Origin of the sequence: Bradyrhizobium sp. MOS003, assembly GCF_003020125.1 — a bacterium.
Classification (GTDB): Bacteria; Pseudomonadota; Alphaproteobacteria; order Rhizobiales; family Xanthobacteraceae; genus Bradyrhizobium.
The window spans coordinates 576595-596579 of the sequence record NZ_PYFW01000001.1 but is presented as its reverse complement, the minus strand read 5'-3'; the positions used below and the strand labels follow the sequence as shown (position 1 = coordinate 596579).

The window sequence follows — 19985 nt, the reverse complement described above, 5'->3', positions numbered from 1 at the left end:
CAACAAGAAACCCCAAGGAATTTCCATGAAGAACAAGAAACTCGTCCTGCTCGCCGCGGCGACTGCCCTGACAGTGCTCTCCACCCAGGGCGCTTTCGCGCAGAAGAAATACGACACCGGCGCCAGCGACACCGAGATCAAGATCGGCAATGTCGAAGCCTATTCCGGCCCCGCTTCGGCCTACGGCATCATCGGCAAGACCGAGGAAGCCTATTTCAAGATGATCAACGACCAGGGCGGCATCAACGGCCGCAAGATCAACTGGATCTCCTATGACGACGGCTATTCGCCGCCCAAGACCGTGGAGCAGGTCCGCAAGCTGATCGAGAGCGACGAGGTATTTTTGATCTTCAATGCGCTGGGCACGCCGACCCAGACCGCCGTGCAGAAATATCACAATGCCAAGAAGGTGCCGCAGCTGTTCCTCGCCACCGGCGCCAGCAAGTGGAACGACCCCAAGAACTTCCCCTGGACCATGGGCTTCCAGCCCAGCTACCGGGTCGAGGCCCAGATTTTCGCCAAGTACATCCTGAAGGAGAAGCCGGACGGCAAGGTCGCGATCTTCTATGCCAACGACGATTTCGGCAAGGACTACCTCGCCGGCATCAAGGACGTGTTCGGTAACAAGGCCTCCAAGATGATCGTGGCGGAGGAGAGCTACGAGACGTCGGAGCCGTCGATCGACGCCCATATCGTCAAGCTCAAGGGCACCGGCGCCGACGTCTTCGTCAACATCGCGACCCCGAAATTCGCGGCGCAGGCCATCAAGAAGATCGCCGAGCTGGAATGGAAGCCGATGCACCTGATGACCGACGTCTCGGTGTCGATCGGCGCGGTGATGAAGCCCGCCGGTCTCGAGGCCTCCGAAGGCGTGCTTTCGGCCGGCTATCTCAAGGACCCCTCCGATCCGCAGTGGAAGGATGACGAGGGCATGAAGAAGTTCATGACGTTCATCGACAAGTACATGCCGGGTGCCAACATCTCGGACGCAAATCTGGCCTATGGCTACGCGGCATCCCAGACCATGGTGCAGGTGCTGAAGCAGGCCGGCGACAATCTCACCCGCGAGAACGTCATGAAGCAGGCTGCGAGTCTTAAGGACTTCGCCCCCGACACGCTGATCCCGGGGATCAAGGTCAACACCTCCGCTACGGACTTCGCGCCGATCGAGCAGCTCAAGATGTGGCGCTTCAAGAAGGGTCAGTGGGAGCTGTTCGGTGATATCATCAGCGCCGAGACCGGAGGCTAGTTTTCGCGCACGCCCTGTTCGACAATCGGGAGCCGTCCCATCAGGGGCGGCTCTCCACCGAGGTGGAATAGCGGCCGAAGGCATGATCTTCTCGAAAAGTCGCAAGGCACTTTTCCAGATCGTGCTCTAGGGCTGGACCGACATTTCGGCATCCTGGCTCACCTCGATGGCCGACACGGAAAGGCCAAGACGGCGGGAATCGCCAATGCCCGTCAACACGGGGCACGACCATGACAGGATGGCGATGCCCGAGGGCGGCAGATCGAGGTCCATCGAATAGGCATCGGCGCCGATTGCGATTGCAGAGGCGTCCACGCGCACGCCGTCGAGATAGAAATGCGCACCGATCTCGCGCAGCGGCGCGCGAAAGGCGGGACTCCGGATCCGAACGGTGTTGCGGCCCGCGCGGCCCTGGATGCGCATGGCGGCCTGCGGCTCGCTCCAGCGGAAGACGTGCCCCGCTGACGATTCGAGGCCATGGAATCCGGCTTGGCCGAGAACGTGATCTCCCAGGAATTTCGCCGCCGGCCCCGCCTGACCACGCACGCGATGAATGCATTCAAGCCGCTGCAGATGGATCAGCGCGGCGATATAGCGCCTCATCCATCGCGCGATCGCCTCACTCGATCCGATCACCGTCAGCGCGCTCAGGCCGAGATACGCCTGTATCACGGCCAGCCGCGCGGCGGCGCGAACGAGACGATCGCCGTGCAAAGCCAATGCGCCCCAATGCCAGAAGGCGCGCAGCTTTTCATCGGGCCGCTTCCAGCCGCAGCCTTTGAGACTGTAATGCACGAGCGCATTCAATGCCGCGCGGGCGAGCGATACGTCGAACCCGGCCCACTCGACCCATTCGATCGGGACTTCGAGCAACTTGCCGCCGGGATCGCGGCGCGCCTCGCCGAGATAGCGGATCTCGCCCTCGACGAAATCGAGCGTGAACGTCTTGAGCTCGCCGATCTCGCCGATGTAGTAATGATGGAAGCGCGCCTCCTCCAGATAGCCGATGGCATAGCCTCTGGCATGATAGGCTGCGGCCAGCACCCATTCGGCGAAATGGCCGAGTTCCTCGCGCAGGCCTCCGCACTCCCAATAGACGTCGCGCCGCGTCACGAAGCACTGATCGAGCACCTTGCGCCAGGGATGCTGCCTCATGCCGAATTCAATGTCGGCCTGGTACATCGCGGCTTCGGCTTCCGAGAGCCTGTTATGGCAGATCGGCACCGACCGGCAGGAGAAGGCGGCCCAATCGGGATTCGCGTCGATCGCGCCGATGCACAGCTCGATCACGTCGGGCTCGGGCCGGCAATGCGATTCCGTGAAGAACAGATAGCTGCCACGGGCCTTGGTGGCGCCAAATGCGCAGAGTCCGACGTCGTGATCCGAAGCGGTGAATTCCAGGCGCGCCTGTTCGCCGGCCAGCACCTTCAGCTCGTCGCGCGCGACGAAATCCGGCGGCACCACCAGGATGATCTCGTAGAGCGATTTGTCGACGGTCTGCGATGTCCAAGCGACCCAGGACTGCTCCCATTGCCCGCGATGATATTCGAGCGGGATGATGATGGAGAACAGCGGAGCTTTGCCGCCGTATCGCGCGGACGCGTCTTGCATGCCCTCTTATAAACGCATACGACGCCATTCCGGACGAATTCTCGCGGACTATAGCGTCAAAAACAGCGCGAACGATTCCTCTACCGTGCGACGCAGGTGCGTTCGATACAATGCGTGGTTGGCATCCTCGGGCCCGACCCGCCCCAAAGACGGCTTCGGGACGTTTCGGAGCGGCACATAGGCGATCGGCGCTGCGATCGGCGTCAACTGCGAGCCAGGGCCGGCGCGGAGCGTCGAGATGATTCCGTACATCTCGCCGGCGACCGTCGGCCGCGACACCGTGATCACGCGATGCTGGCCGTGCTTGATGATGACGAGGTAGATGAAGCCTGACTGATGCGGGACGGCAACCTCGCCGGTATGCTCATAGGCGGCATCGGTCCGATCGCCCTCCCGGAAGACCAGCGAAGAGACTTTCGACTCCCAGACGATTTCGGTGCGGTACGCGAAGATCGCGTCCTTGTCGCCGAAGGACGGCCGCAACGTAACGTAGACGTCCTCGAGCCAGGTCACGGCGCGATGCGCATAGGAGCCGAGACTGTCGGGAGCGACATCATTGGCAGCCTGAGGCGCCGCCACGACCGGGCTGTTGCGCAAGGAGACGCCCAGCGCCTGCTCCAACCGGACCGTCGTCGCCAGCGTGAACGGTCGTCGGCCGCCCAGCACCTTCTCCAGCGTCGACAGGCTCAGCTTGGCCTGCTCGGCCAGCGTCTGCCGGGAGATCCGGCGCCTGGCGAGCTCCTCGCGAATGGTCTCGGCGATCTCGCGGCTTTGCTCGTCCGAAAGCTGCTTGTCGGTGATCTTGTCCTGCATCTGCATCGCTAGCCCTGCTCCAGCACGGCCACTGTAGCAGGGCGGACAAAGCAGCACAAAACCGCACATGAGCGTCCCACGGCGGCCGGCCCGGGCCGGCCGCGGCGGAACATGACCGATCATTCTGCTCGCGAAATCGGGCCCTCCCGGCGAATGCTCAAAGCCAGCAAACGTCCCTCCGGGAGCAGACCAATGGACACCTACGACACGGCCGACAACGAAGAGCACCCCATGTTGAAGGCGCTGATCAAGCTCGGGTTGTTTCTTCTGGCGCAAGGCGTCGCGGTGATGCTGATGGCCTTCGTGGCCCTGCTCGTCAGTTTCGGCACCAGTTGGTCGGCAACGATCGAGCAGGCGAGCCTGCTTCAGCCCGGCGACGCCAAGTCCGGCTCCCTGCTTCTGAAGGAGGATGGCGCTACTACAGAGGCGATCCGCCTCGGCACTGACATCGACGTCACGGTCTCCGGCCCGACGCTGCGCGCGCGCGTCACCCAGATCTTCCGTAACCCGACCAAGGATTGGGTCGAGGCAACCTATGTCTATCCGCTCGCAACCGGCGGCGCCGTCGACACGCTGAAGATGGTGGTCGGCGGTCGCGCCATCGTCGGTGATATCAAGGAACGGCAGCAGGCCCGCGTGATCTACGAAGAGGCACGCCGCGCCGGCCAGAAGGCGGCACTCACCGAGCAGGAACGGCCGAACATCTTCACCAATTCGGTCGCCAATATCGGCCCCGGCGAGACCGTGCTGGTGCAGATCGAATATCAGGAGCCAGTGCATCAATCCGGCAACGAATATTCACTGCGCCTGCCGCTGGTGGTCGCACCGCGCTACAATCCGGCGCCGATCGTCCAGAGCGTCGACTTCCGCAAGGACGGATCGGGCTGGGGCGCGGCGACCTCGGATCCCGTGCCGGACCGTGACCGCATCTCGCCGCCTGTGCTGGATCCCGCCAGGAATGCACCGGTCAATCCGACCAGCATCACGGTGCGCCTGAAGGCCGGCTTCGCGCTCGGCGAGGTCAGGAGTCACCACCATAACGTCAAGATCGAGAGCCCGGACAACATGGCGCGTGTCGTCACGCTCGCCGATGGCGCCGTGCCGGCGGACCGCGACTTCGAGCTGACCTGGAAGCCCGCCGCCGAGAAGGCGCCGTCGGTCGGCCTGTTCCGCGAACATATCGGCGATGCCGACTATCTGCTCGCCTTCGTTACTCCGCCCAGCGCCGAGCAGACGGCCCAAAAGCCGCTGCCGCGTGAGGTCGTGTTCGTGATCGACAATTCGGGCTCGATGGGCGGCACGTCGATCGTCCAGGCCAAGGCGAGCCTCGCTTACGCTCTGTCTCGACTTCAGCCGACCGACCGCTTCAACGTCATCCGTTTCGACGATACCATGGACCTGCTGTTTCCCACCTCAGTCCCGGCAGACGCTGCCCATGTCGGCGAGGCGACCTCGTTCGTGAGCGCGTTGCAGGCACGCGGCGGCACCGAGATGGTGCCGGCCATGCGCGCCGCGCTGGCCGACAAGCTCGGCGACACCGGCATGGTTCGCCAGGTCGTCTTCCTGACCGACGGCGCAATCGGCAACGAGCAGCAATTGTTCGAAGCCATCGCGGCGATGCGCGGCCGCTCGCGTGTCTTCATGGTCGGCATCGGGTCGGCGCCCAACACCTATCTGATGACTCGCGCCGCCGAGCTCGGCCGGGGCGCCTTCACCCATATCGGATCCGTCGAGCAGGTGGAGGAGCGCATGCGCGGCTTGTTCGCCAAGCTCGAAAATCCGGCCGTGACCGGCCTCACCGCGAAATTCTCCGAAGCCAAGGCCGACGTCACCCCGGCGATCATCCCCGACGTCTATCGCGACGAGCCGCTGGTGCTGGCGGCAAGGCTCGACAAGCTCGCAGGCTCGCTCGAAATTAAAGGGCGCGTCGGTGATCGTCCATGGTCGGTGACGCTGCCGCTGCAAAATGCCGCCGAAGGCAACGGCCTGTCGAAACTCTGGGCCAAGCGCAAGATCGGTGACGCCGAAGTGGCGCGCGCGATGCGGGAGCTCGCGCCCGAGGAGGCCGACAAGGCGATCCTGGCGCTGGCGCTCGACCATCAGATCGTCACGCGCCTGACCAGCCTTGTCGCCGTCGACAAGGCGCCGAGCCGGCCCGAAGGCGCGCCGCTCAAGCTCAGCGAATTGCCGATCAACCTGCCCGCCGGCTGGGACTTCGAGAAAGTGTTCGGCGAACGGCCGCAGATCCCGGCGCAGTCGCGTGAACGCCATGCTGATGCGGGCAGCTCACCGGCGGCGCGGCGTCCGGCACCCGCAGCGCCTGATGCGATCCGTCTGCCCAAGACGGCAACCTCAGCCGAGTTGAAGATGATCGCAGGCCTGATCCTGCTCGTGCTCGCCTCAACGCTTTTCGTGTTCAACCGGCGTCGGCTCTTGCTCACCGACGCCGCTTGAGAGAGGAGCCTCCCCGAGCTCCTCTGTTAGCGCGCGCGGCTGCCCGTCCCATACCAACGGCCGCGCGCGCCTTTTTCGTACCCGCGGCGAGCGAGCCGAAGTCCATGCCATGCCCCGCCTCTTATTGCCCCTGACTCTCGCCTTGATGGGCCTCATCCTGTTTGGCGACGGCGCCTGCATCCATGCCAAGGCGTGGCTGGCGCAGATGCTGCTGGAGCGCGCCTTCGACAGAAGCGTCGCGACGGGCGAAGTGATCAAGCCGTGGTCATGGGTCGACACCTGGCCGGTTGCGCGGATCGAGGTGAAGCGGATCGGCGCCAGCGCCATCGTTCTGGAAGGCACGAGCGGACAGGCGCTCGCCTTCGGGCCCGGCCATATCCCCCAAACGGTTGACGCAGGCGAGCGCGGGGTTGCCGTATATGCGGCGCACCGTGACACACATTTCCGCTTCTTGCAGAGTGTATCCGTCGGAGACGTCATTGAGATCACACGCCGCGACGGCAAACATTTCCGCTACCGGGCGGACTATTCGGCCGTCGTCCGTGACGACGCCTCGGGCATCGATCCCGCGGCGCAGGGCGTGGAGCTCGTGCTCGCGACGTGCTGGCCATTCGACGCCGTCACGCCCGGTCCGGAGCGTTACGTCCTGCATGCCACCTCGATCGAGACGCGTGAATAGCCGTTCGCAATCCGCCTGTTACGGATCGATCGAGCATTCCCAAATCACGCCGGACCTGCTGGGAGCATCGCGTCAACGGGCGCTTGAACTGGCGCTGCCGGCCGGAGACCTGTAAGAATGGCCCATTGATTTATACGTTGTGATTTTGTGAAAGACCGTTAAATGGACGACGAGTTCAGGCAGCGCCTCGAACAGCGGTTGGAGCAGCTCGAAAATCGCGTCGCGCTCCTGGAAAGGAATCAGTATCTCGTTGCGGCCGGGCAACGGCGATCTTCGCTCCGGAGCCTCTGGCGCCGTCCGCCGATGTGGACCTTCGAGCAATACCCACCGCGCCTGCTCAACCTGACGGCTTTCCCGCCGGTACCCTCGATCTAAGAGAACGCACCGCGGATCGCGATGGTCACGCCGAGCTACAACCAGTCGCAATATCTCGGCGTCACGATCGACAGCATCGTGAGCCAGAACTATCCGAACCTGTATTACCACGTGCAGGACGGCGCCTCGATCGACGGCACGGCCGATCTCCTGAAGAACTGCGGCGAGAGCATCAGCTGGACGAGCGAGCCTGACCATGGGCAGTCACACGCCATCAATCTGGGCTTCGCCGGCATCGACAGCGACATCATGGCCTATCTCAACAGCGACGACATGCTGCTGCCGGGGACGCTGGCCTACGTCGCCGACTACTTCACGTCGCATCCGCATGTCGACATCGTCTATGGCCACCGCGTCTTCATCGATCGCGAAGGGCTCGAGGTCGGCCGCGCCGTGCTGCCGCCCCATGACGGACGCGCGCTGCAATATGCCGATTATATTCCTCAGGAGACGATGTTCTGGCGCAAGCGCGTGTGGGACAGGATCGGTCCAATCGACGAGAGCTTCCACTACGCGATGGACTGGGACTTCATCCTGCGGGCGCAAGAAGCGGGTTTCAAATTCGTGCGCTTGCCGCGATTCCTCGCCTGCTTTCGAATCCATGATGCTCAGAAGACGGCATCGACCTACGCGATTGGCGTCCGGGAGATGGGCATCTTGCGTCGCCGCGCGCTCGGCTTCAACCCGACGCAAATGCAGATCCGCCGCGCCATCGCCCCCTATCTCGCGAGACAAGTCGTCTTTCACTACGCCCACAAGCTGAGCCTGCTCCGGTACTGAGCAGGCGGCGATCACCGGCCTCGTGTCGCGCTGACATCGTGATCGAGCCAGATCCGTTCGAGACCGATGCCGAGGGGGCGCGCGTCGGAGCTCAGTCCGAGATCCGCGGGCGAGCGCGGATCGGATAGCGAGAGGCTGATCGTCAAAGTCCCGTCGGCGGCAATCGCGGCCGGGTCGAGCAGCAACCTGCGCAAACCCGCGAACGCCCCTCTCGAAAATGCCAATTGCTGCGGCGCTCCGTTGCCGACACGGCACGCCGCTCGCAATTGCGGATTGCTGTCGGACACGAAGGCCCGGCACGCCAGCACGAGTTCGACCGGTCGTGACGGAATCGGGTGGACTTCGAAGCGGAGCACGCATTTCCTGGCGATGGACCAGGTACCCCATTGCTCCGGCTCGCTCCACCCCTCGACCAGCGCCGCGACGCCAGTTCCGCCATGTACGAATTCGAGTTCCTTTGCGCCGAGAACCGGCGCGGACACGGGAGCGTCCAGCGCCGTCGGATCGAGCGGTCCTTGATCCGGAACGAACTGCGCGATCACACGCACTGCATCCGCGATCGAATTGAGCCCGAGCGCCGAACCATCCAGCTCGTAAAGCACGCGGTTCTGCCCGATGACGGAAACACCCTTCCCGGGCGGCGGCCGATCCGCAAGGCAGGCAGGAATGATGATGTCGGCGACGTCGAACCCATGCGTGCGAGCGAGTTCGCCGATGGTCTGCACGGTTCGATGATACAGCGGCGGCCGATGGTTGATGTCGGTCGCGAGCGCCTGTGCCAGCGCCTTGAAGTCGAGCCGCACATCATCGTCATTCGCCAGCAACAGGCGTTTGAGGACAAGCATGTCCTTCGCAACGAAGAGCTGGAGAGCGTTGAGATCGGGGAGTTGGGGCTCGTCGTCGATGGGCCCGAAATCGCGCGACCCGCGCGGCGTCTCGAGCAGGTCAGTGGTCTCGAAGAACAGCGCGTGACCGGTGCTATGCTGCGAGAATCCGGCCATGCTCAGAGGCCGCGACAGTCGGACGAAACTGTCGGTGAGCGCAGCATTGGCGATGCCGGATGCCACGTCTGGCGACAGGCCGATGAAATAGCGGCCACCGATCGCACGCATTCGATCGATGACGCTACGGCGGACGAACGAATTGTAGATCATCGGCAGATGCGAATAATGCGCCTGGAACCCGAAGACGCGCGCCAGTTCGCCCCGCGACGACACTCGCTGCGCCGACGAGGTCAGGTCGATCTCGGCAAGCAGCCGGTTGCGGAAGGCCGGATGGTAGTAGCCCGGCCAGTGATAGGTGTAGGCGCTCCAGCTCAGGAGATCGATGTTTCGGCCGGCGAGCATCCCCGATGCCGTGGCACATGCATATGGCATCAACCCGTCGTCGTCGCCGAGAAAGGCGATGTACTCGCCTGAGGCGTGGCCGAGCGCAGACTCCCAATTGTCGGTCATGGTCAGGACAGTCTCGCTGGCAAAGTGCCTGAAGCGCTGGTCCTGGAGATCTGCGACCATCTTCGCGATCTCGGGATTGCCACCATTGTTTTGAACGATGAACTCGCAATCTGCATGCGCAGGCTGGCACGCCATGGTCGCGAGCGCGTGGCGAAGCGTGTCGGGACGATCGAGGGTCGGCACCACGATGGACAGCAGCGGCATGATGACCATTTGAGAGAATGAGGGTCACGGTTTCCTAGCATCTTGCCGAACCGTTCGCACTTTCGCCAAAAGTCTCGTGATGCTAGCCTTGTCGTCACATCCTGCCCATTCCGTCTCGCGGCATGGAGCGGCCACGATCAGCCCCCGAAGCCGGCGCGCGACGGCGCGTTGCAACAAGAACAAGAAGTGAAGGAAGCGCATGGAAGCTCAAGTGTCCGCCGCATCGGCTTCTCCGCGCCCATGGTCTCCAGCGCCCGACGCCGGAGACATCGTCAAGGGCATCCACGCCATGCTGCACCCGCACAACATCGTGCTGGTGGGCGCGACCGACAAGCCCGGCAATTATGCCGAACGCATCTGGAATAATCTGATCAAGTACGGGTACGAGGGCGGCCTCTATCCGGTCAACGCCAAGCGGGAAGCCATCTGGGGCGTGCCCTGCTACAAGGACTTCGCGAGCCTGCCGGAGAAGCCGGACCACGTTCTGGTGCTGGTGCCGGCGCGTTTTGCGGTGCAGGTGATCCGCGACGCCGCGGCAGCCGGCGCACGGTCGGCCACCATCGTCACCTCTGGCTTCAGCGAGTTGCAGGACGAGGAAAGCCAGAAGCTCGCGGCCGAGTTGCAAGCGGCGATACGCGAGACCGGACTTGCCGTCACCGGCCCGAACTGCCTCGGCAATCTGAGTGCCGGCGAAAAGCTCTTCACCAACATCGACGACCGCATCGTCACCATGGAGCAAGGTGCGGTGGCGATCGCCGGGCAGTCCGGCGCCATCGTCATGGCGATCCGCCAGGCGCTGGAGGATCGCGGCGTCGGTGTCGGCTACATGGTGACATCAGGCAATGAGGCCGGACTCGAGACGCCGGACCTGATGCGCTATTTCGCCGAGGATCCGAGTATCAAGGTGATCGTCGTCTATCTCGAGGGCGTGCGCAACACCAAGGCGTTTCGTGACGCCTGCAAGGCGGCGCGCGCCGCGAGCAAGCCCGTGATCGCGCTTAAGCTCGGCGCCTCCGAAGGCGGCCGCGCCGCGGCGATGGCCCACACCGGCGCGCTCGCGGGCTCGATCGAGACGTTCGACGCCGTAGCAACGCGCGAAGGGGTGATCCGGGTCGGCGGCCTCGACGAGCTGATCGAGACCACCGAGTGCTTCGTTCATTCCGCCGTGCCCAAGGGCGACCGACTCGCCGCCGTCACGCTGTCGGGCGGCAAGCGCGGCATGCTGCTGGATGCCTTCTATGCCGAGGGCCTGAACTTTGCGCCGCTGAGCCCGCATGTCGGCTTCGAACTGGCGAAGATGCTCGGACCGGGCTCGATTGTCGGCAACCCGCTCGACGCCGGCTTTGCCGCGGTGGTCGATCCCTCGGTCTATATGAAGTCGATCAAGCTGATGATCGACGACCCCGATATCGACATCGTCATCGTCGATGCCGAACTGCCGAAGGCTCCGCACGAGCTGCGCGAACGCAATTTGCGCATCGTCGACGAGATGGCGCGCGAGGGCGGTAAGCCCGTGATCTATATCAGCGCGATGTCGATCGGCTTCACCGAGTTCACCAAGACGTTGCGCAAATCGCTGCCGCATCTCGCGGTCATGCAGGGCATGGACCGCGCGGTGACCGCAATCAAGTCGCTGCTCGACTACGCCAAGCTGCGCAAGGAAGTGCCCGATATCGGCTCGAGCTCGAAGCCTGCCGCGCGCGCCGTGCTGGAAAAGGCGCTGAAGTCAGCGAACGGTGCCGCGCTCGACGAGGTCGCTTCGAAGAAGCTGCTGAAGGCCTACGGCATTCCGATCTCGAAGGAAGCGATCGCACAGACGGCGGCCGAGGCGGTGAAGATCGCCAGGCGGATCGGCTTTCCGGTCGTGGCAAAATTGGTCAGCGCCGAGATCCTGCACAAGTCCGACATCGGCGGCGTGGTGTTGAACCTGCACAGCACCGCCGAGGTGAAGAAGGCGTTTGCCGACATCACCGCACGGGTCGCGAAGCTGAAAGGCAAGCCGAAGCTCGACGGCATCCTGATCGCACAGCAGGTCAGGGCGGAGCTGGAACTCGTGGTCGGTGCCTCGCTCGATGCCGAGATGGGGCCGGTCGTGCTGTTCGGCACCGGCGGCATCGACATCGAGCTGATGAAAGACGTCGCGCTCGCCGGTGCGCCGCTGGACGAGGCCGAGGCGCGGCTCCTGATCGGCCGCACCAAGGCCGGCATCAAGCTACGCGGCTATCGCGGCAAGCCGGCCCTGCACGAAGCCTCCGCGGTGAAGGCGCTGGTCGGCCTGTCCAATCTGATCGCGGATGCCGGCGACCGGATCGCATCGATCGACATCAATCCGTTCCTGATCAATACCAGGACGGGCGTCGCCGTCGACGCCCTGATCGTGTTGAACAATGCCGCGGCAAGGCGCGCGTCAGGGCACTGATGTCGCGAGGGGCCGCGGGGCGGATCGACGCAGCGTCATCCGCCGATTGAGTGGAGGAAAGAAGTGGCGGGTTACGCTGCCGCCTTCGCTTTTCGAGCGAAGTCGGACAAGTCGTTAACCCGCCCGTCCTAATATTGCGGTCCAAGCCCCATCCGGGCTCCTTCCAACTTCCCTGCTTTGGCCGTAAAACCTCCCGCATGGCACGCGCGAGTCATCTGGTGATTGGAACGGCGACGCTGGCGGTGATCGCCGTGGCGTTCGGCGGCGTGCTCGGCGTCCAGAAATGGCGCACCATCCAAAGCCGCAGCCAGTTGCGCGTGGTGTTCGAGGGCGGCTCGGCCTCCGGGCTGCGGCGCGGCGGACCGGTCAATTTCGACGGCGTGCCCGCGGGCCAGATCCTGTCGATCAAGCTGGACAGTCCGCGCAGGATCGTGGCGCTGGTGATGCTCGACAACACCGCGCCGATCCGCAAGGACACCGTGGCGGGCATCGAGTTCCAGGGCCTCACCGGCGTTGCCGCGATCTCGCTGATCGGGGGCGCGCCCTCCGCGCCGCCGGTGCCGCTGGACGCGGACGGCGTCCCCGTGCTGACCGCCGACCTCAGCGACGCCGAGTCCATCGTCGACACCCTGCACAGCGTCGACCGCACGATCGTCAGCAACTCCCCCGCGATCAAGGAAGGCCTGCGCACGTTCGAGGACTACACCGCCGACCTCCGGAGCAAGGGCGGCGAAATCGACTCCGTCATGGCCAAGGTCGACAGCGCCTTCGCGGGCTTCGACAAGGCGGTCACGAAGATCGAAGGCGCGGTGCCCGGCTTCGTCGACGGCAAGGCCGACGAGCTGTTCGAAAAGATAAAGGGGCTGCACGAGCTTGCCGACACCATGAGGAAGAAATCGGCCGGCTACCTCGAGGACATCCGTCGCTCGCTGCTCGACGTCAGCGAGGCCGCCAACAAGATGAGCGGGACGCCCACGCCTGCCGCCGCACCGCGCCCACCGCGCAAGCCGCCACAGAAGAAGCAGTGACGCCGTTGCCGCCTGATCCAGCGACCACGCCTCACCAGGCGTAACGCACGAGGCCCTTGCCGGCGTAGGAGCGGGTAAGGTTCGAGAACTCCCCCTCGAAGGTCGCCGACGCGGACCAGCCGTTCATCCAGTTCATCTGAGCCGATGCCGAGGTCAGAGCGGAATCGCGCGCCTGCGCGGCACCGTTCACGACGAAGGCCGATCCCGGCAGCGTCTGGAACACCGCGCCGACGGTGCGGTCCGGGTTGTAATCATGCGCCCAGGCGAGCCGGCCGCGCAGGGTCACGAGGCCGCCGGCCGCGGCAAACGACCGGTCCGCGCGCAGGCCGAGTTCGGTGCGGGTGCTGGTCACGTCCTTGGCGGCATAGTTGAGCGCGAAGACGTTGCTGCCGACCACGGCTGACTCTGCATAGCTCGGAAGGCTGAACAAGGTGGCCTGGAGCGCGGCATAGGGCGTGACGCCGGCCCATTGCATGGCATAGCGATAGCCGCCCTCGATGCGGCCCGAGAAGGCGTTGGCGTCGAACTTCGCCCGCAACTGGTCGTAACCGGCAGCCGTCACGATGCGGTTGGTCGTGACGTCCTGCCAACCATAGGCCAGCGCCGCCGTGATGTAGGCAGGTCCCGCCGAATGACGCACGAAGGCGCCGGCCTGGAACAGGTCGGAGCGCCCCCAACCGAGCCCGTTGACGTTGAAGCCGGTGCCACCGCCGGCAAGCGCAAAGCCCGCAATCGTCGACGGCGAGAAGCGGTAATCGAGGCCCACGGCCGTGCCGTAGACGCTGCTGCTCGTGTTGTTCGAGCCGAGGCCGGAATTGCCGTCGGTGGTCTGCGAGCCGCCATAGCCGGCCGCCCACACATCCCAGCGCTGCTCGAACGTCGTCGCCGGCGCCTTGCGGTCAATCGCGGCGAAGGCGTCGCGCGCGCTCTTGTCATGCGCGCCTTTGCCGGTCGCGGCATAGGCATTCACGTTCGTCTCGTCGGCATAGGGCGTCGTACCCGATGCACCGCCGCGCCCCGCACCGACGACGTCTGTCAACAGGCTCATGAACAGGTTCATCGCATTGAACGTCGTCTGCTGCGATCCCGTTGCAGGCTCGCCCGAGGCCTGCGTCAAGCCCTGCGGGGTGAGACTCGCGAGTGCGACGGGCAGGCTGCCGGTGGTGTTGAAGATGCGCGTCAGGGCGTTGGCGACGTTCTGCTGATTGATATTGAGGCCGCCGCCATAACCCAATGCGAGATCGAGGAAGACGTTGTTGGGATCGTAGCTCAGCTTCGCATGCAGGTTCGGCGACAGACCCGCGACAACCGGATTGAACGTGTCGGGCAAACTGTTCGCGGTCAGGATCGTGTAGTGCTTTGCGATGGTGCCGATCGGAACGACCGCGACGGTTGCGCCATTGAGCGTGGAGGTCCCGGTCACGACCGCGATGCCGTTGCTCGCACCGGAGATCTGAACCAGATAGGTCGATGCGCTGGTGAAGGTGAGATCGACGTTCACGTTGAGCGTGCCGGTCGGAAGACCCGGCGCCACCGTGCCGCCATTGACGTTGATGGTGTTGACGTTGCCGACGCCACCAAAAGTGCCGCCGGTGGCGACGCCCACATTGCCGTTGATGGTGCCGGCGAGAATGAGCGCGCCGCCCAACACGTTCCAGTCCTGGTTGCCGGTGCCGGTCACGGTCCAGGTCGAGCTGTCGATCTTGTTGAAGGTGGAGAAGCCATCATACTGGAGACCGACGCCGATCAGACCGAGGTTGAACGTGTCCTTGCCGGTGCCGCCAAGCTGGAACGTGTCGGTGCCGGAGGCGAGCACCTGGCCGTTGATCACACTCCCCGGACCAAGTGTCAGCGTGTTGCCGCCGCAGCCACAAAGATCGATCGCCGCAAAACCGGTCGCGGCATTGATCGTGCCGGAGTTGAAGACAGTGCCACCATTGGTGGTGCTGATGCCGACACCATTGGCGCCGACATTGATGACACCGGTATTGACCACCGCATTGCTGGTCGACAGTGACGTTACCGAAATTCCGGTGCCCGCGTCTCCGACGGTGATGGTGCCGCGATTGGTAACGGCGTTGTCGTCGCCCAGGAGGGCAACGCCCTGCGCGGAATCCCCGCCGATAATCGTGCCATTGTTGGTGATCGTGCCGGACGAGCCCGACAAACCGACGCCCAGAGCCCCAATACCGACAGTGACCGTTCCACTCTGGGTGATGGTTGCGTTGTTGCCTTGTACCTGCATGCCGGCGGAGGAGCCGATGGTCGTGATCGATCCGGTGTTGGTCACATTCGCGTTGCTGCCGATCACAGCGATGCCCATGCCAAACTGCGCAGCATTGATGACACCGGCGTTGTTGACGGTCTCGGTATTGCCTTGCGCAAAGATACCCACGGCGCTTTGACCGACGGAGATCGTGCCGGTCGCCGTGTTGGTGACCGTGTTGCCGTCGTTGATCGCAAGAATTCCGCCGGATAATCCCGCCGAGGCGCCGACCGTGACCGCGCCGGCATTGGTGACGGTCGTGTTGCCGAAAACATAAATGCCGATCGCGCCGTTGAGGCCTGTGATGGTACCGCCGGCCGAATTCGTGATGGTGTTGCCGAGGCCGGCGAAGATGCCCGAGCCGTTGGCGCCGACCGACAGGGCGCCGGCGTTGGTGATGACGTTGTTGTCCTGAACGGAAACCGCGGAGCCGCCATCACCCGTGGTGATCGTGCCGTTGTTGGCGATGGTGTTGTTGTTCAGCATCGAAATGCCGAGGCCGTTATCGATCACCGTGATGCTGTTGTTGGTGGTGACGGTGTTGAAATTGCCGCCGTTGATGCCGGTGAGGCCCGAGCCTGCCGTCACCGTCCCGTTGTTGATGACGACGTTGGTGTCGTTGACGTTGATCGCAGCGGTGCCGTTGTCGTTGACGGTCGCGCCTGTCAGCACGTTCACGGTCAGATTGGTGACGCCGCCGCCGGCAGCGAAGCCGTTGGCATCGTTGCCGCTACAGGTGACCGTCTGTCCGCTTACCGCTGCGTCGGGCTGACAGTCCGCCTGAGCCGATGTCGCAAACAGGCAAAGGGCAAGCATCGCCACGACAGCCGACGCGGCCGCGCCAGGACGCAGCCTATTCCGCCCGCTCGATGGCGACCCAACCCCCACGGCCCAACCCCTTGCCCATGGCGCTCCCTGCGGCGCCGCCGGGGAACCTAGGCCATGATGCAGGCCAGTAGAACTACGGTCGGGTCAGAATCCGGCTATGCTGCCGTAACTTGAGCAGATTGGACTCATGATGTTGCAACCGCGCCACGTCCAACTCCCAATCCGCGCATGAGGAGGGGCGTCAGACTGTCCGGACCTATGTACGGCCATTCACATGATGGGGGCCGCTCACGCCTGCCGCCCATCCCGCAGCCCGCCATGACCTAATAGTTGCTCGGAGACGATCCGTTCGGGATGCCGTCGATCGGACATTCGTCCGTGCCGGGGGTCGAGCGGGTCATCGCTTCGACCATGTCCCGCGTGCCCTCGGGATCGGCGATCCAGTTCTTGTAGAAATCGTAGGGACAGGCCGCGACGCCGCGCGGGCTTTCGCCGGAATTGATCATGCCGGTATAGCCGCGGTGGACCAGCTTGTAGAGATGGTTTTGCGACTGGCCGTTGCGGCGCGCATCGCGGATCATATGTTTCGACAGCTGCGCGTATTGGATGCCGTAATCCTCCTCGCCGCACTCGCCGAGTGTGCGGCCGTCGAAGCCGATGATCGCGGAATGGCCGAAATAGGAATAGACGCCGTCGAAGCCGGCGGCATTGGCGACCGCGACATAGACGTTGTTGGCCCACGCCATCGCCTTCGAGATCAGGACCTGCTGCTCCTTGGCCGGATACATGTAGCCCTGGCAACGCACGATCAGCTCGGCGCCCTTCATGGCGCAGTCGCGCCAGATCTCCGGAAAATTGCCGTCGTCGCAGATGATCAGGCTGACCTTCATGCCCTTCGGGCCTTCGGAGACATAGGTGCAATTGCCGGGATACCAGCCCTCGATCGGCACCCATGGCATGATCTTGCGGTATTTCTGGACGATCTCGCCCTTGTCGTTCATCAGGATCAGGGTGTTGTAGGGCGCCTTGTTCGGATGCTCCTCGTGGCGCTCGCCGGTCAGCGAGAACACGCCCCACACCTTTGCCTTGCGGCAGGCTTCCGCGAAGATCGCGGTCTCCTCACCGGGCACTGCGCATGCCGTCTCGTACATCTCCTTGGAATCGTACATGATCCCTTGCGTCGAGTATTCGGGGAAGATCACGAGGTCCATGCCGGGCAGGCCGACCTTCATGCCCACCACCATGTCGGCGATCTTGCGGGCGTTGTCGAGCACCTCGGCCTTGGTGTGCAGGCGCGGCATCTTGTAATTGACGACGGCGACGCCGACCGTGTCGTTGCTGCTGGAAATGTCACCGTGAAGCATGTTGACCGCTCCTGTCGTTCATTCGTTTGAGGTCATCGCCTGCGTTAGTGGCTGATCATCCAGGGACGCGCCGTTGGAAATCCCTTGGCGCCGCTCTTGGTTTTCGTCACCAGCCGCGCCGGCTTCTTCTTGTCCGGCGAGCCCCTGTCCTTCACCGTCTTGCCCGACGAGCAGCAGCCGCAACCCGGGCCGTGCGAGGCCTTGTATTGCGCAAGTGTCTGCGGCGCATGCGAGCTGCGCTCGTTGACGGCGTGCGCCTTGCGCGTCTCCGACGGCATGCAGAAGAAATTCGGTGCGGTCAGGATCACCCGAGGCGCCATCGTCTCGCAGTGCGGGCAGCTCTGCGGATCGTCGCATTCCGCCATCGGGCGCAGATCCTTGAACGGACCGCAATCGTCACAGAGATATTCGTAGACCGGCATCGCATCATCCCCACGCTGTCGCCTGTTCAACACTCCTCGCGACGGATGCGGGCGGCAATTACTCCCCGCCCCGCATCCGTCGCGCAGGGATCATTTGTCCGGCGAAATCGGCATCTGGATATCGCCCTTGATGTGCTTGATGGGACCTGCCGCCGACGGCATGACGTCGAAGTCGAAGATTTCCGTCGGCAGCCACAGCGTGGCGCAGGCGTTGGGCACGTCGACCACGCCGGAGATGTGGCCCTGAACCGGTGCGGTGCCGAGGATCGAATAGGCCTGGGCGCCGGAGTAGCCGAACTTCTTCAGATATTCGATCGCGTTCAAGCAGGCCTGGCGATAGGCGATGGTGACGTCGAGATAGTGCTGCTTGCCGGCTTCGTCGACCGAGATGCCTTCGAAGATCAGATAGTCCTTGTAGTTCGGCGTGATAGGCGACGGCTTGAAGATCGGATTCTTGACGCCGTACTTCGCCATGCCGTCCTTGATCACCTCGACCTTGAGATGCAGCCAGCCGGCCATTTCGATCGCACCGCAGAAGGTGATCTCGCCGTCGCCCTGGCTGAAGTGCAGATCGCCCATCGAAAGACCGGCGCCGGGCACGTAGACCGGGAAGTAGATCTTGGAGCCGCGTGAGAGATCCTTGATGTCGCAATTGCCGCCATGCTCGCGCGGCGGCACGGTGCGCGCACCTTCGGAGCCGATCTTGTCCTTGACGTCGCCCTTGGCGCGGCCACCATGGGCGGTCGCCGCGAAGGGCGGGTTGGCCAGGCCCGGCACGCGGGTCGGGTTGGTCGAGATCAGTTCGGCCTCGCGCTTGTTCCAGGTCTCCAGCATCTTCGGATCGGGCAGACAGCCGATCAGGCCGGGATGGATCAGGCCGGCGAAGTTGACGCCGGGGATGTGGCGCGACGAGGTGTAGAGGCCCTTGATGTCCCAGATCGACTTCTGCGCCAGCGGGAAGTGATCAGTCAGGAAGCCGCCGCCGTTCTGCTTGGAGAAGAAGCCGTTGAAGCCCCAGAGGCTCTCCTTCATCGGGCCGACGTCGAGCAGATCAACGACGAGAAGATCGCCGGGCTCGGCGCCCTTGACGCCGATCGGACCGGAGAGGAAGTGCACGATCGAGAGGTCGATGTCGCGCACGTCGTCGGCGGAATCATTGTTCTTGATGAAGCCGCCGGTCCAGTCATAGGTCTCGATGATGAAATCGTCGCCGGGGTTGACCCAAGCCACGATCGGGATATCGGGGTGCCAGCGGTTGTGCACCATGTCATTTTCGTAGGCCGACTTGGTGAGATCGACCTTGATCAGTGTCTCTGGCATCGAGAAGCTCCCCTTTTACACGGTTGGTTAGACGGACAGATATTTCGAGACCTGCGCGGCATCGACACTGTCGCGCGGGTCATCACGCACGATCGCGCCGTTCTCGATGACCAGCACGCGGTCGGCGATGTCGAGCGCGAAGCTCAGGACCTGCTCGGACACGACGATCGACAGGCCCTTCTCATCGCGGATGCGCTTCAGCGTGCGCGCCATCTCCTTGATGATCGAGGGCTGGATGCCTTCGGTGGGTTCATCCAGCAGCAGCACTTTCGGCTTGGTCGCGAGCGCGCGGGCGATCGCAAGCTGTTGCTGCTGGCCGCCCGAGAGGTTGCCGCCGCGGCGACCCTTCATCTCCAGCAGCACCGGGAACAATTCGTAGATATCGGCGGGGACCTCGGTCCCGCCGGAGACGACGAGACCGGTCTCGATGTTCTCCTTCACCGTCATGGTGGAGAAGATCATGCGGCCCTGCGGCACATAGGCGAGGCCCTTGGCCACGCGGTCGTAGCTCGGCAGGCCACCGAGCTCGGCGCCGTCCATGCTGACGGAACCGCTCTTCATCGGCAGGATGCCCATCAGCGACTTCATCAGCGTGGTCTTGCCCATGCCGTTGCGGCCCATGATCGCAACGATCTCGTTGGGCGCGACCTTCACGTTGAGGCCGTGCAGCACCTCGCTCTGGCCGTAGGCGACGTGGAGATCGGAAATTGCCAGCATCG

13 protein-coding genes and 1 pseudogene are annotated in these 19985 nt (G+C 63.8%); 6 read left to right on the top strand and 8 right to left on the bottom strand.

Translation table 11 applies throughout. The annotated features are described in order from the left end of the window. The first annotated feature begins 25 nt into the window (after positions 1-25). On the top strand, positions 26-1249 hold the full coding sequence (locus C7G42_RS02835) for an ABC transporter substrate-binding protein (RefSeq protein WP_106947559.1): 1224 nt from the start codon (positions 26-28) through the stop codon (positions 1247-1249). 126 nt (positions 1250-1375) lie between these two features. On the opposite strand, the gene C7G42_RS02830 is transcribed toward C7G42_RS02835, so the two are convergent. Both C7G42_RS02830 and C7G42_RS02825 read right to left on the bottom strand, forming a co-directional pair. Then, positions 1376-2860, bottom strand: a complete 1485-nt coding sequence (locus C7G42_RS02830) for a glycosyltransferase family 2 protein (protein WP_106947558.1) — start codon at positions 2858-2860, stop codon at positions 1376-1378. 48 nt (positions 2861-2908) lie between these two features. Then, a complete protein-coding gene (locus C7G42_RS02825; RefSeq protein WP_106947557.1) occupies positions 2909-3679 on the bottom strand; it encodes a helix-turn-helix domain-containing protein in 771 nt (256 codons plus the stop codon). Between the two features lie 186 nt (positions 3680-3865). Here C7G42_RS02825 and C7G42_RS02820 point away from each other — a divergent pair, with 186 nt between their 5' ends. The 3 genes and pseudogenes from C7G42_RS02820 to C7G42_RS02810 all read left to right on the top strand — a co-directional run bounded on the left by C7G42_RS02820 (position 3866) and on the right by C7G42_RS02810 (position 7961). Then, on the top strand, positions 3866-6127 hold the full coding sequence (locus tag C7G42_RS02820) for a marine proteobacterial sortase target protein (protein ID WP_106947556.1): 2262 nt from the start codon (positions 3866-3868) through the stop codon (positions 6125-6127). 109 nt (positions 6128-6236) lie between these two features. Then, positions 6237-6806: a class GN sortase gene (locus tag C7G42_RS02815; protein ID WP_106947555.1), complete on the top strand. Its 570-nt coding sequence runs from the start codon at positions 6237-6239 to the stop codon at positions 6804-6806. 162 nt (positions 6807-6968) lie between these two features. Next, positions 6969-7961: pseudogene (locus C7G42_RS02810) on the top strand (glycosyltransferase family 2 protein). 11 nt (positions 7962-7972) lie between these two features. On the opposite strand, the gene C7G42_RS02805 reads toward C7G42_RS02810, so the two are convergent. Further along, a complete protein-coding gene (locus tag C7G42_RS02805; protein ID WP_245427498.1) occupies positions 7973-9619 on the bottom strand; it encodes a glycosyltransferase family 2 protein in 1647 nt (548 codons plus the stop codon). Between the two features lie 199 nt (positions 9620-9818). On the opposite strand from C7G42_RS02805, the gene C7G42_RS02800 reads away from it, so the two are divergent. Together C7G42_RS02800 and C7G42_RS02795 are read left to right on the top strand one after the other, a co-directional pair. Further along, positions 9819-12038 carry an acetate--CoA ligase family protein gene (locus tag C7G42_RS02800; RefSeq protein WP_106947553.1) on the top strand — a complete coding sequence of 740 codons (2220 nt, stop codon included), beginning with the start codon at positions 9819-9821 and terminating at the stop codon, positions 12036-12038. A gap of 197 nt (positions 12039-12235) precedes the next feature. Further along, positions 12236-13066, top strand: a complete 831-nt coding sequence (locus tag C7G42_RS02795; RefSeq protein ID WP_106947552.1) for an MlaD family protein — start codon at positions 12236-12238, stop codon at positions 13064-13066. Between the two features lie 31 nt (positions 13067-13097). On the opposite strand, the gene C7G42_RS02790 is transcribed toward C7G42_RS02795, so the two are convergent. From C7G42_RS02790 to urtE, 5 genes are all read right to left on the bottom strand, one after another. Beyond that, complete coding sequence (locus tag C7G42_RS02790; RefSeq protein WP_106947551.1) at positions 13098-16148, bottom strand: autotransporter outer membrane beta-barrel domain-containing protein; 3051 nt, start codon at positions 16146-16148, stop codon at positions 13098-13100. A 335-nt stretch (positions 16149-16483) separates the two neighbouring features. After that, positions 16484-17524, bottom strand: a complete 1041-nt coding sequence (locus tag C7G42_RS02785) for an aliphatic amidase (protein ID WP_106947550.1) — start codon at positions 17522-17524, stop codon at positions 16484-16486. A 44-nt stretch (positions 17525-17568) separates the two neighbouring features. Further along, entirely contained in the window at positions 17569-17946 is a 378-nt protein-coding gene (locus C7G42_RS02780) for an FmdB family zinc ribbon protein (protein WP_106947549.1), read from the bottom strand. A 90-nt stretch (positions 17947-18036) separates the two neighbouring features. Next, positions 18037-19266 carry a formamidase gene (gene fmdA, locus C7G42_RS02775; protein ID WP_106947548.1) on the bottom strand — a complete coding sequence of 410 codons (1230 nt, stop codon included), beginning with the start codon at positions 19264-19266 and terminating at the stop codon, positions 18037-18039. A 27-nt stretch (positions 19267-19293) separates the two neighbouring features. After that, the gene (gene urtE / locus C7G42_RS02770; RefSeq protein ID WP_106947547.1) at positions 19294-19983 is read right to left on the bottom strand and encodes an urea ABC transporter ATP-binding subunit UrtE; all 690 of its coding nucleotides are present in this window, start codon (positions 19981-19983) and stop codon (positions 19294-19296) included. Positions 19984-19985: the final 2 nt, after the last annotated feature.

Coding starts and splice junctions, on each gene's coding strand:
- C7G42_RS02835 (WP_106947559.1), top strand. CDS start 26: ATGAAGAACAAGAAACTCGTCCTGCTCGCCGCGGCGACTGCCCTGACA.
- C7G42_RS02830 (WP_106947558.1), bottom strand. CDS start 2,860: ATGCAAGACGCGTCCGCGCGATACGGCGGCAAAGCTCCGCTGTTCTCC.
- C7G42_RS02820 (WP_106947556.1), top strand. CDS start 3,866: ATGGACACCTACGACACGGCCGACAACGAAGAGCACCCCATGTTGAAG.
- C7G42_RS02785 (WP_106947550.1), bottom strand. CDS start 17,524: ATGCTTCACGGTGACATTTCCAGCAGCAACGACACGGTCGGCGTCGCC.
- C7G42_RS02795 (WP_106947552.1), top strand. CDS start 12,236: ATGGCACGCGCGAGTCATCTGGTGATTGGAACGGCGACGCTGGCGGTG.
- C7G42_RS02800 (WP_106947553.1), top strand. CDS start 9,819: ATGGAAGCTCAAGTGTCCGCCGCATCGGCTTCTCCGCGCCCATGGTCT.
- C7G42_RS02805 (WP_245427498.1), bottom strand. CDS start 9,619: ATGCCGCTGCTGTCCATCGTGGTGCCGACCCTCGATCGTCCCGACACG.
- C7G42_RS02825 (WP_106947557.1), bottom strand. CDS start 3,679: ATGCAGATGCAGGACAAGATCACCGACAAGCAGCTTTCGGACGAGCAA.
- C7G42_RS02815 (WP_106947555.1), top strand. CDS start 6,237: ATGCCCCGCCTCTTATTGCCCCTGACTCTCGCCTTGATGGGCCTCATC.
- urtE (WP_106947547.1), bottom strand. CDS start 19,983: ATGCTGGCAATTTCCGATCTCCACGTCGCCTACGGCCAGAGCGAGGTG.
- C7G42_RS02780 (WP_106947549.1), bottom strand. CDS start 17,946: ATGCCGGTCTACGAATATCTCTGTGACGATTGCGGTCCGTTCAAGGAT.
- C7G42_RS02790 (WP_106947551.1), bottom strand. CDS start 16,148: ATGCTTGCCCTTTGCCTGTTTGCGACATCGGCTCAGGCGGACTGTCAG.
- fmdA (WP_106947548.1), bottom strand. CDS start 19,266: ATGCCAGAGACACTGATCAAGGTCGATCTCACCAAGTCGGCCTACGAA.